This window comes from Planktothrix tepida PCC 9214 (genome assembly GCF_900009145.1).
In the GTDB taxonomy this organism is placed as follows: Bacteria; Cyanobacteriota; Cyanobacteriia; order Cyanobacteriales; family Microcoleaceae; genus Planktothrix; species Planktothrix tepida.
Window position 1 is genome coordinate 1 of the sequence record NZ_LN889765.1, and the last position, 12,247, is coordinate 12,247.

Sequence of the window (12,247 nt, forward strand, 5' to 3'; positions counted from 1 at the left end):
TGTGCCAATATGTACTCCATTCTCCATACCACTGAGCATGAATCTCCATTAAGCATTCACTCCGATCTGATAATCTGAAAGATGGTAATTTGTGAATATTTCGGCAATAGTTTAAAATTGATATATCAAACTGACGATTCCAAATTAAAACCGTTTTATCTTTCAATACGTCAACAATTGTATAATAAACTTCAGGAAAGGAGGGAGAATCAGCTACCATTTCATTCGTAATTCCATGTATTTTGATGACTTCTGAAGGAATTAATATTCTAGGCTTAACCAAAGTGTTCAAAAGAGTTTTACCATCTAAATCAATAATGGCAATTTCTACAATTTCAGCTTCATTTAAGCCTGTAGTTTCTGTATCTAAGATAACATATACGCTTTTATTTTCTAAATAATTCTTAGCAGTTTTAACAGCATCAACTCTATCAATTTCTAATTTGCCCCAGGACTCGTACCATTCTCGATAACGTCGAATTTTCCCTTGCTTTTCCCGTTGCTTTGCTAGATTCTCAAGCTGTTTTGGTGAACATTGCCGTTTCGGTTTCACGGATTGGGGATTATCAGAATCATAGAGATAAAGATAGTATTTTCGAGTATGAATCACTCCAACAGGAGCAATAGGACTTAAGCCCATCTCACTCAGTTGCTTCTTGGTTTTCAGATTCGGCGGCGGTTCATTTCCTCCACTCCCCCACCAACAGTATTCAGCAATGTCCATATCCCCAGTTTATGACTCTAAACTCTATACTACATTAACAACAGCGATCGCCACTCATTCAAACTTTTCAGCAACGAAATAATCACGGTTATAGACTGTAGTATAATATTACAATTGATGTTGAGGGAGAAGATTAGAGATTATTTTCAGTAATTTCCTCAAGTCTAGGATTTGCCTGAGTTAAAAAGTGAATGATTAAAGATCCGTATATTTACTGTTTTCTAGCAGAGAATTTATCTGTACTCTAAGGAATAGAAGATTTTCAGAGTCAACTATTCTATCCCCCGCAATTCCATCATCTTCCACAACTGCCTCACTCATAACGGTTAGGAGTCTCAATTATTTATGGCTCTCATTGTTCCTGATGCCGTCCCATCCAAAGCCAGTTCGGGGGAAAAACGGGTATTCAAGATTTTACGAGATGAACTGCCAGACGATTGTTTAGTTTGGTACGAACCGAATGTGAAAGGACTATACCCCGATTTTATTATCCTTAGTCCCACCTTGGGCTTACTGATTTTGGAAGTGAAGGGATGGAGTGCCAAACAAATCCTGAGAGCCAGTGACCAGTTTTTTGAAATTCAACAGGATGATGGTAAACGAGAGAGCCAACAATCTCCTTTACGTCAAGCCAAGAGTTATCAAGATGCCCTAATCCAAAAGCTTAAGGGTTACTCAATTCTGACTCAAGATGATGGAGATTATCAAGGTAAACTTGCTTTTCCGGTTGGTGTTGGTGCAATCCTGACTAATATCACTGAAGCACAGGCACGGGATGAAAACATTTATCCGTTATTGGAAAAGCCCCAAGCTGTTTATCGTGATGAACTGCTGGACTGGGATGGTATTGGAGAACGAACTTTATTAAAACGTTTATCCGATATGTTCACGGTGCGATTTAAGTTTATGGCTCTGGCTGATGACCAAATCAGTACCATCAAAGGCATTATTCATCCTGAAGTCAGCATTAGAACCGAACCTGCTAAACCCACCAGCGTACCAAAGGGCATTGTCCTTAAACCCGATGCCACCATTATCAAAACCCTGGACATTAAACAGGAACAATTAGCTCGGTCTATCAACTCTGGTCATCGCTTATTCTGTGGTGTTGCTGGTAGTGGTAAAACTCTGATTCTGCTCAGTCGTGCGAAGGCGTTGGCTCATGAACTGTTTCCGAAGCGGATTCTGATTCTGTGTTTCAACGTTACTTTGGCGGCTTATCTGCGCTCACTGATAGAAGACGATAACAACCCTCTGTATCAAGAACGCATTACCGTTATTCACTTTCACGAATGGGCAAAATCCATTCTGGGTGGACTTCCTAATCCCCGGCTGTTTGAAGATGGAGATTATGATGCAGAAATTGGCGATCGCCTCCTGGTTGCCCTGGAGGAACTGCCCTTAGAACAGCGATGGGATGCAATATTCGTTGATGAAGCCCATACCTTTGCCCCTAGTTGGTTTCGCTGTTGTGTCGCTGCACTGAAAAGTCCTGAAGATGGTGATTTGATGATAGTCTCTGACGGTTCCCAAAGCCTCTATCAACGCCAGCAGTTCAGTTGGAAATCCGTTGGCATCAAAGCTCAGGGACGAACTCGCAAACTGAATCAGAACTACCGTAACACTCAGGAAATCCTATCGGCGGCTTGGAACGTTGTGCAATCGGTTTCTGCTCAAGATGATATTGATGAAGATGATGTGGCTTTCCCCATTGTTGAACCCCGTGCTGCTCTGCGAACAGGTCAACGGCCCTTACTGCATTTAGCCGCCAATCGACAAGCGGAAGTTGAAAGTGCGATCGCTCAAATTCAGCAGTTACTTACTAAAGGCTATGAATCCAAGGATATCGCCATCATTTACCGCTATAAAGCTCGGCATGAGGAAGAACCTTTTCATGTCCTGACTCAGCAGTTGGAACAGTTGGGAATGGGCTGCTATTGGGTCACTCAGGATAAGCGAGAGTATAGCAATCGTCGTCCGGGGGTGCGAATCATTACAGCTAAATCTTCATTGGGTCTGGAATTTAAAGCGGTGTTGATTCTGTGGGTACAGCAGTTTGGTGTGGGCAATGAAGCAGAAGGGCGACGGGAACTGTATGTGTCCATGACCAGAGCGCAGGAAGAATTACATTTGTTTGGGTCAGGTCAGTTTTTGGTTTTGAAGGAGTTGCAGTCAGGAAATAGCTTTGATGTTGTGGAGGAATATTTAAAGCCAGATTGTGTTGAACTTTCTGCTTAATTAAGAAAATGGCTGATTCAAAATATTAAATTTTGTCATTCGCATGAAAATATCTCGACTAAATCTTGTGAAGTGATAAATTAATTATGTTTAGGTGCTAAAAAATTTATGGATGTTTACTATCGTAAGCTTTACGCTTTGCTACATCACCCAGAAAGACCAGAATGGCGAGGAGCGATCTGTCAACAGTTAAATTGCCTTCAGCCACATCTTGAAGAACTCCATCAATGGTGGAAAAAATCGGGATATTTATCCGCAGAAATAGGTAGTTCTTCAGATCGAGTTAACCTAAAATTAAATCAACAAAGCAACACGATATTAGAATCTAAACATCCTATCAGCGGTCAGTCTCAGACTTTAGTGGCTCCGCAGTTTCCTATAATTGATGTAAGTTCTCTAAATTCAGAATTCGACCCTAAATCAGAATCCGATATCAAAAAACTGTTTTGGTGGTTTTGGCGGTTTTATCCAGAAAAAGCGGCTCAATCCAATCCCGACGCATTGCTTTTACCAGCCCATAAAATTTTACCTGACTGTCCACAGCATAGTTACAATAGCACCGTTTCAGCCCTAGCAGGGGCAATGTTTCCAGAAAGCCTCCCTCCAGATGAAACTTATAAACACCCTTATCTTTTAATATTTACTTTCTCACCTGTTCAAGAATTTATTAAATCTTCTCGAAAGTTTCTGGACTTTTGGTCAGGTTCTTATTTATTGCATTATCTCAGCGTTAAACTGTGCTGGTTTGTTGCACAAGAATATGGCCCCGATGCAGTGATAACACCTTCTCTTTGGAAACAAGAAATTATTGATGCTTTGTTGCTGACCAAGTATTGTGATTTTACCAAGGATTTTGGCAATGATCAAACTCCAGTAGATCGATTTCAAAATAAAACGTCTAGTAGCTTAAGTACGGCTGGGTTTCCCAATGTAATTACTGTTTTAGTTCCAGGTGAAACCGTTGCTCAAGAACTTGGAAAACAATTGAGTGATATCTTAAAAACCGAATGGAAAACGATAGCAGAAAAGGTCAAAGCAGAAATTAAAGACCGAGTGATGAGAGAAATTGCTGCTCATGGAGATGAAATTTGGGATAAAATTCAATCAGAGTTTCCTAGTGATAACAATCCTAATCCTTATTACCGAGAGCTTAATAAATGGCAGCAATCTAGTTGCTGGGAGTGGAATAAACTTTGGAATGCTCAAATCGATAATACTTGGGAAAGTTATTGGAGTGCGATCCCTTTAGGAAATCCAGAAGTTCCCTTAGAAATTACTCGGTTATCTTCTGAAGAAACGTTTGCCAAAGGTTGGAAAGATTGCCAAAAAATAGTTGCTCAACCTCGCACCGATGATATTCCAACTTTAGCCGAAGAATTAACATACACAACTCTTAATGTTGGAACCTGGTGGGGAAGCTTACAAGCACGGTTAGGACAATCAATTCAAGCTGTAAAAAATACCCGAAATTGGCAGATTGCTTCTGCGCCTGGGGAACGTTCAACTTTGTCTGGCCAGTTTAGTGCGGTGCATCCCAATCTACTGTATAACGAGCAATTTCGGGAGGGGGGAGGACTTCCAGCTAGTTCCATGCGACTATTTTGGAGAGTTCTAGCTGAGGTTTATCCAGGCTTATTTAATGGGTCAGAAAAACTCAACGCTATTGAACTAACAAAGCGGATGTCTTGGGTTTATGGGGGAGTTGCTGAATCTCTTGGCATCAAGATAGCTCCAAATCAGGAAGATAATAACATACATTCAAATCAGAAAGATTATGAAAGCTTTATCCGTTTTCCCAACTTAAGTTCGATAGCTGCTGCTCGATTTGCTCATGACTACCCAACCCAAGTACAAGCTTACTGGAACACGCTTAATGAATTAATTAAAAACGAATTACCCCAACCCTATCGGAATCAGTTTGCTGCCCGAACTCGTGGTCGTCCTTTTCAAATTGGTAAGACGGATAAAAAACTTAATCCCAATAATAAAGACGGACAAGACTATAACGGAATCATGTTTTCCAGTAAATGGCTGGCTGAAGATTTGAATTTAAGTGAAAAAGGAGAACTAGAAACTCTACGAAGATTAGTTGACCAAGCCCATAAAAATAATCAATTTGGAGAGGGTAGTCCGGCTGATTGGTGGGTAATTGTTTTAGCTGATGGCGATGGAATGGGCAAATATGTTTCAGGAGCTAAGTTAAAGCCTTATGAGGATTATATTATTAAATCAGAAGTTGATGAAGGCACTCAGAACAGTCGTGAATTTGATAAATTGCTTAAGGAAACGAAGAAACGCATGGGGCCAGCAAGCCATGTAGGTCTTAATCGTGCGTTATTAGACTTTTCTAATCAGCTAGTACCATACTTAACAGAAAAGCGTTTTTGTGGGAAAGTTGTTTATAGCGGTGGTGATGATGTTATGGCTGTATTACCACTAGCAGATTTACCGGAATATTTGCTTTCTTTACGAGCAGCTTGGTGTGGAGCCAAAGACCCTTTTAATGATTTTGACAATAAGGAAGCAATGGATAATTTAGAGGGTTCTGGTTATTGGCATCCTTTATCTACTGTCAAAGAATTAGCCCAACGTCCCCATTTCACAATGGGAAAAGATGCAACGATGAGTGTGGGGATAGTGATTGCTTACAAAAGTGTTCCTTTACCTACTGTTTTAGAAAGCTTATGGACAGCCGAAAAGGAACGAGCTAAAAAATTACCTGGAAAAGATGGTTTATGCTTTCGGGTGATTTACGGAGGAGGTAATACTTTAGAAGCGGTGATGAAAGGTCATTTATTAGAATCTTGGTGGAACTTTATTCAACAGTACCAACAACTCGATCTTAGTCCTGCACTTTATCGGTTAGCCGAAGAGTTACCCCGTCGTGCTTGTGTTACTGAAAATGATCAACTCTTTTCTAAAGCTGCCCAAGTGATTTTAAAACGTAGAGATGAGAGTAAAAATTTGGGAGTTGAAATTCATGATCCGATTTTAAATTGGCTCAACGCCTGGGAAGATTGGGCGAAAAGTTTAAAGCTTTCTCAAAATGCAGAAAAACCTCTGGGGACTCAACCCAAAGACTTAGGACGTTTACTCAGATTTAGTGCGTTTTGGGTGGATAAAATGGCGCAGCAGCAGCAATGGAAAAAGGAGGAAAACTGATGGATTGGTATGCAATTGATCCTTTAAGTGTATTATTATTTCGAGAGGCTAAACCCTTTAGTCCCGGCGAAAGTTCGTGGGCAAAAAGTCTGTTTCCTCCCTTACCAACAGTTGTCTTCCAAGCCCTCCGCTCTGCACTTCCGAAATATCAACAAGCCCAACGGGATTTACAATTTCTTGGCCCTTTTTTACTGGATGAACAAGATAATCTTTGGCTGCCGACTCCCAAGGATTTATTGGCCGTCAAAAGGAAGCTAGAAACCGATGGAGAGATTGAAGATGACCTTGATGATAAAACGGATAATTGGCAAGAAACGATAAGGTTTGAAACTGCAAAAAAACAAAAGGAATCCCCTTGGCAACATCTGTGCTTTGACCAGAATAGGTTGCCTCCGATGGTAACACCAAGTATCGACTACTCCAGCCAGTTTATCTGTAGACCCCAAACTTGGATTAAAGCCACAGCCTTAAGTCAATATCTTCAAGGCAATAAGCTCAACAATCCTAACGATTTTCATCCTGACCCCTGGAGTATACAGGTTCTACCGCACATTCAAATGCAGCCTGATAGTCGGCAGGTTAAAGATGAAGAAGGGTATTTCACTGAAGTAGCAGTTCGCTTGCATCCAGGGTGGCAACTGGTGGCAGCACTTAATACCAAATTAGAACCAACGGTTGTACGCTTAGGCGGTGAAGGACATCGAGCTATAATTTCACCCCTAGAAAACTTTAAGCCCTGGCAGCAGCTAGAGGCTTATACTCAACCTACTCCTGAGAGTGATTTTGCCTACCTCTTGACTCCTGGTTTGGCAATGGTTGAACCGACATCTTCTGTCTATGGTGTTTATCCGAGTGATTGGAAAGAACATTTGCAGGGATGCGTGAGCGATCGCGCTTTGCTGTGGGGTGGGGTATCAACAATTAAACGCAGAGACCAAACTCAAGAAGAATTTGCCTTGTTACCTCAACGGGCATTTGTGGCACCAGGAACCGTTTATCTGTTTAAGTCAAAACCAGCCGAAGTCCATGCTTTACTGCCAAAGGGTTCTAGTAACTGGTTAAACACTTTTCAACAACTCAACTACGGAAAACTTTTATGGGGGAAAAGATCATGAAGAATTATTTGACTTACCTTTATCTCTTAACACCTTTACACACAGGAGGCAGTTCTCAAGAGGGGAATTTAATGGGAATAGCCCGTGAAGTTCACACTGAATTCCCTTATCTTCCCTCGTCTTCATTACGGGGAAAAATTCGCTCTCAATTAGAATTTATTAACTCCGATGAAGCTTCTGTATTGTTTGGGCAAAAAATTAAAGATGGACAACAACCGACAGAAGGAGAAGTTTGGTTTGCTGATGCAACTTTGCTCTTTTTCCCGATTGCTTCCCTTAGCCATCATTTGATTTGGATCACTTGTCCTCTGTGGTTAGAACGCTGGAATCGTTGGATTAAAAATCAAGAGATTAAATTTTTAATTCAAACAGCACGTACAGCTTTATCCGGCAATAAATCAGCCTTGATTAGTTTTGAAGCTAAAGAGCTTTATTTACAAACAGCTTGTTTAAAAGAAGCTCATCTCCAGAAATCTCAAATTCCAGTTAATTCAGAATTGATTCAACCTTTAATAAAACGGGAAGGATTAGTTAGCCAAATTTTAAGTAGACTCGCCATTATCTCTGATGAAGATTGTATTGCTTTAGTAGAAACTGGATTACAACGAGAAGTTCGAGTGGCTTTAGAAGAAAATTCAAAAACTGTTGAAGGGGGGTCATTTCGTTCAGAAGAAGCCATTCCTCCTGAAGCCGTTCTGTTTTTTCCTTGGGGAATAAAAGCTAATCCCAGTAATCAAACATCTAATAGTCGCTCAGAACTGATTAAGGTTTTAGATGATCGTTTACAATTTGGAGGTTTAGAAGGATTAGGTCGAGGTTGGACAGATCTAACCACCGTTGAAATTAACAAGGAGAAAAAGTAATGGGTAAACATAACAAAAAACCAAATCAGCAATCTCACAACAAAGCTGTTAACAATCTTAGCTCGCAAAAAACAGAATCTCCCTCTCAAAATCAAACTATAACTCGATTAGATCCTAGAGATTTTAGTAAAAAAGCTTATGAGGCTTTAAAATCTATGGCTTTTGAACCAAAAGATGATGATTATATTGATAGAAAATATCATCCTAGAGCTAGTGGATTAGTACAAGGAATCAGTGCTTATATTTCTACTTGGGGATTACATCGATTGAGTGGGGATGCCAAAAAATTTTTAGGAGGAACAAGTGAAGATACTAAATATAAAGGTAAGGTGTATCGAAAATTTTTAAAAAGTCTAAAAGATTTGACATCAATTAATTTTGATGTTGATAATGAAGGTAGTTTAATCCATTTACATTTACGACAATATACGGCTTTAAATCGATTAGCGATTCAGCTAGCAAAAGAATGGTCATTTTGGGCTGCATCTGTTTTAGGAGAGGCTAAGGAAGAATGAACTTTAAACAAATCCAATCAGCAGCTTTAGCACGGACAAAAATAATACCTTCTAACAAGGCAATATTAGGAATGTTTCAAAGCCCATTACAAGCTTTAAATCAAATCTTGATTCCTGTTGATCAACCCCCTAAGCCTATTCTTGAGGCAGCGGTATCGGCTGATCAAAAATGTGAGCCTTTGTATACAACTTTAACTCAAAAAACCCGATCATTAGCGGATGAAATCATTGAAGCTAGATTTTCATGGCGCTTACGGGTAGGAGGAATGCGAGGATTTCAAGAGCTTTTGCTTCCTGTTTTGCATCCAGTTTATGGAATTCCTTATATTCCATCAAGTAGTTTAAAGGGGGCTGTGAAAGCATGGGCTAGAAAAGAAATTCAAGATCAAAATCTAATTAATCGACTTTTGGGACAATTAGATCAAGGGGTGGGATGTGTCCAAATTTTGGATGCTTTTCCGACTAAACCTTGTTTAAGTTTAGATATAACGAACCCTCAATGGGAGTGGCAAGAAGACAACCGGATTAAATATAAAACGGTACCTCATACCCTGCTATCGATGGCAGAACCAACATTAATCATTGGGTTAACCTATACCCATCGGGGTCAACAACAACATCAATCCGAAGATTTGAAAACCGTAAAAACATGGATGGAAAATGCTTTAGCCGTTGGTATCGGTTCTCGCGTTAGTGCTGGATATGGACGAACTCAAATTCAAAGCAGATTTTCTTATTCCTCTTCTCATCCGTTTCAGCTTTGGACACAGGGGATTTTCGGGGCTGATCCGAAAAAAGCGGGTGAGTTTCGTCCAGTCGCGTTACGAGGGGTGTTGCGGTATTGGTTTCGTGCGATCGCTTTGGGATTATATGATCCTGTAACTTGCCGAACTTTAGAAAATCAACTGTTCGGGAAACTAAGCCAAGAAGGAACCTTTAGTTTAGGAGTAAATCTTACTCAGGAACAAGATTATCCTCCTTATTTCTATGCAGGAGATATTCTGTTAGAATCTCGATATGAACATCACCTTTTATTAATGGAAAAACTTTTATTCCTGACTTCCCATATTGCAGGAATAGGTCGAGGTTCGAGACGACCTTTGCATCGTAATAATGGTCGGATGCGTGGCTGTCATTGGGAGTTAAATGATTATAAGTTACCTAGTAATCTCGAAAGTTGGCAATCTTTCCTTCAGGAGGTTCAAAATACTTTCTTAGAGGTACAGCAAGCAGGAACTCCAGAAGCAGGAGATCCAGGCAACTGGAATAAGCGTTATCAAGATGTTTTGAATCATCAAGCTGTGATTTATTTGGTTCCTTCTCCTAATCAAATTCATCCTGATCAAGTTAAAAATTGGTCATCACAGGGAGCAACACCGCCTGTTTTAGGAACAGCTTTAAATTTACTGTATAGTAATGATCGTTTCAAGGGCAAAACCAATAAAAATCCTGGGAATGTGTTGGTAGGAGGAACATTAGGAATCCCATCCTTTGTAATTATTCAATCTAATTTTCCCAAGCTTGGAAAACCTTATCAAACGGTTACTGTATTTGGAGCTAATAACTCTGATCGACAAGAGTTTATTAGAAATTTACCATCAAATTCTATTCAAGTCTGGCCTTTAAACTAAACCTATTGTACACTTTTTGTTTTAATCCTTAAGGAGAACTTATGGCAATTTTAATTGCAAATATTGGTACATCTGACTTAGCCATTAAAATAGATGATTATTATATTCCCGTTGGATTTGATAGAGATGAAAAAAATGTTAATAATACTGAGCTAGATGAAAATGAAAAAGTTATTTGGGAAAAGAATTGGAGACAGGAGTATATTTGTGCTCAACTATGCCATGAATTAGAAATTCCATATAAAAAAAATGGAGAGTTTTCTTTCCGAGAGCTTACCAAAAAGATATTAGAAGAATATGAAAAAAATGAAGAAGTTTGGCATAATCAAATTAATCCAGATCGGATTCGAGGAGTTATCGAGAAAGCTAGAAAAGAATTTAATCTTGAAAAAGTCTATATTTTTGTAACAAACCAGCCAGAAAAAATGATTGATCTAAAAAGTAATCAAGAAACCGATAATAGAGGTTATTCTACAGATTCAATCCATTTGTTTAAAATTATTCAAAAATGGTTCAAAAAAGAGATTCCAGAACTTGATATTGTTGATCAAGTAATCCCTAGTAATGTCTCGGCAGTAGATCAAGACGGACTTATGAATTATTATTATAAGTTTTTCTTAAAAGAGATTACATCTAGTCAGGAGGTGTTAATTAGTATTAAAGGTGGAACTCCTCAAATGCAGAATGCCTTGAGAATGCAAGCACTGGCTTCTTCAGCTATGAAACAATTATTCATAGAACCTAAACTCTCCGTGAAATGTTTACTAGCAGGAAAGCCTTCTGAATCTCAGTTAACTTCTTATTGGCGGTATATGAGAACGCAAAAATATCAAGATGTTAAAAACATTTTAGAAAGTCGTTGGGATTTTAATGGCGGATGTGAGATTCTCCAAGATTGGAAGATTTTATTAAGGTTTTGGAAAAAACATACTGATGATAATAGCTTATCACAAAACGATAAACTGATTGCTAATATTATTAAAGTTTTAAAAATTAGTGATCATTGTTTTAATCTTGATATTAAATCAGCAAATAATATAATTGATTCTTCTTCAGGCTCTCAATTACCATTTGACTTAATAAACCAAATCAAATTTTATGATTGTTTATTAAATCTCTATACAAAATGCCGAATTTATAATAAGTTAGACCAATCTGCTAATCTATTGACTACAATGGCTTCTTTTTATGAAGGGGTATTAGAAAGAATTGCTATTAAATTTGATCAACGTGAGAATTTCAGAGCATACAATAAAAAGAATCGATATGAAAAATTCAATTTTTGTAGTCAAATTATTAAAGCAAATAATAATCAAGAAAAAAAACAAAATGCGGAAGAAATTTTAAATTATTTAGAATTATTAAATGTTTGGATTGATAAACGTAATGATTTAATTCATAGTGCGACAGGAATTTCTAAAGAACGAATGAGAGAAGTTTATAACGAACGAAATAGAAAAGATGGCAACAACAGAGACGCATTAGAAAATCAATTCTGTCACCCTGATAAAATTGTAGAAACAATGACTGAAATTTTAAAAAATTCTTTAGGTTTAATCAAATCAGATTATCAATGCTTTGTAAATAATAATCAGTCCTATTATATTTATTCTGTATCTAGAGATTGGGCGATCACGAAAATGATAACAGAAGGATTAGAATAGCTAATTAAGGCTGCGATCAAATCAAGGTATCATTATTCAAAGCCAAGGCTTACCTTGGCTTTTATAATTTTTGAGTATTTTATTATAAAGTCGTTTCCATTAATTCTACTTCTAAGAATAGAAGCAACTCTGTACCGCGTTTATCACCTGATTGTTCAAAAATTGTGAATAATGTTTCCATTAATTCTACTTCTAAGAATAGAAGCAACAACAGGTTCTAACTCTTCTTCAGTTTCAACGGTATCAGGTTCAGGTTTAACTTGTTTCCATTAATTCTACTTCTAAGAATAGAAGCAACCAGGACATCAATTTTGTTGTGTTCACAACCGGGTACA

At 38.3% G+C, this 12,247-nt stretch carries 8 protein-coding genes; 7 read left to right on the forward strand and 1 reads right to left on the reverse strand.

From position 1 onward, the window contains the following. On the reverse strand, positions 1-724 hold a 724-nt coding region (locus tag PL9214_RS02645), incomplete at its 3' end, for a 3'-5' exonuclease (protein ID WP_072717309.1). Positions 725-1,069: 345 nt separating this feature from the next. Here PL9214_RS02645 and PL9214_RS02650 point away from each other — a divergent pair. The 7 genes from PL9214_RS02650 (at position 1,070) to PL9214_RS02680 (ending at position 11,912) form a co-directional block, all read left to right on the forward strand. Next, a complete protein-coding gene (locus PL9214_RS02650) occupies positions 1,070-2,962 on the forward strand; it encodes a 3'-5' exonuclease (RefSeq protein ID WP_072717310.1) in 1,893 nt (630 codons plus the stop codon). Between the two features lie 108 nt (positions 2,963-3,070). Continuing rightward, positions 3,071-6,124, forward strand: coding sequence for a type III-B CRISPR-associated protein Cas10/Cmr2 (cas10, locus tag PL9214_RS02655; RefSeq protein ID WP_072717311.1), 3,054 nt, complete (start codon positions 3,071-3,073; stop codon positions 6,122-6,124). Then, the gene (locus tag PL9214_RS02660; protein ID WP_072717315.1) at positions 6,124-7,239 is read left to right on the forward strand and encodes a type III-B CRISPR module-associated Cmr3 family protein; all 1,116 of its coding nucleotides are present in this window, start codon (positions 6,124-6,126) and stop codon (positions 7,237-7,239) included. Before cas10 ends, PL9214_RS02660 begins: the two co-directional genes overlap by 1 nt. Beyond that, on the forward strand, positions 7,236-8,102 hold the full coding sequence (gene cmr4, locus PL9214_RS02665) for a type III-B CRISPR module RAMP protein Cmr4 (protein WP_072717312.1): 867 nt from the start codon (positions 7,236-7,238) through the stop codon (positions 8,100-8,102). Before PL9214_RS02660 ends, cmr4 begins: the two co-directional genes overlap by 4 nt. Continuing rightward, entirely contained in the window at positions 8,102-8,617 is a 516-nt protein-coding gene (locus PL9214_RS02670; RefSeq protein ID WP_245824153.1) for a hypothetical protein, read from the forward strand. The genes cmr4 and PL9214_RS02670 overlap by 1 nt, the downstream gene beginning before the upstream one ends. Further along, positions 8,614-10,248, forward strand: coding sequence for an RAMP superfamily CRISPR-associated protein (locus tag PL9214_RS02675; protein ID WP_072717313.1), 1,635 nt, complete (start codon positions 8,614-8,616; stop codon positions 10,246-10,248). The genes PL9214_RS02670 and PL9214_RS02675 overlap by 4 nt, the downstream gene beginning before the upstream one ends. Before the next feature lie 41 nt (positions 10,249-10,289). After that, positions 10,290-11,912, forward strand: a complete 1,623-nt coding sequence (locus PL9214_RS02680; RefSeq protein ID WP_072717314.1) for a hypothetical protein — start codon at positions 10,290-10,292, stop codon at positions 11,910-11,912. The last annotated feature ends 335 nt before the right edge of the window (positions 11,913-12,247 follow it).

Coding starts and splice junctions, on each gene's coding strand:
- PL9214_RS02650 (WP_072717310.1), top strand. CDS start 1,070: ATGGCTCTCATTGTTCCTGATGCCGTCCCATCCAAAGCCAGTTCGGGG.
- cas10 (WP_072717311.1), top strand. CDS start 3,071: ATGGATGTTTACTATCGTAAGCTTTACGCTTTGCTACATCACCCAGAA.
- PL9214_RS02660 (WP_072717315.1), top strand. CDS start 6,124: ATGGATTGGTATGCAATTGATCCTTTAAGTGTATTATTATTTCGAGAG.
- cmr4 (WP_072717312.1), top strand. CDS start 7,236: ATGAAGAATTATTTGACTTACCTTTATCTCTTAACACCTTTACACACA.
- PL9214_RS02670 (WP_245824153.1), top strand. CDS start 8,102: ATGGGTAAACATAACAAAAAACCAAATCAGCAATCTCACAACAAAGCT.
- PL9214_RS02675 (WP_072717313.1), top strand. CDS start 8,614: ATGAACTTTAAACAAATCCAATCAGCAGCTTTAGCACGGACAAAAATA.
- PL9214_RS02680 (WP_072717314.1), top strand. CDS start 10,290: ATGGCAATTTTAATTGCAAATATTGGTACATCTGACTTAGCCATTAAA.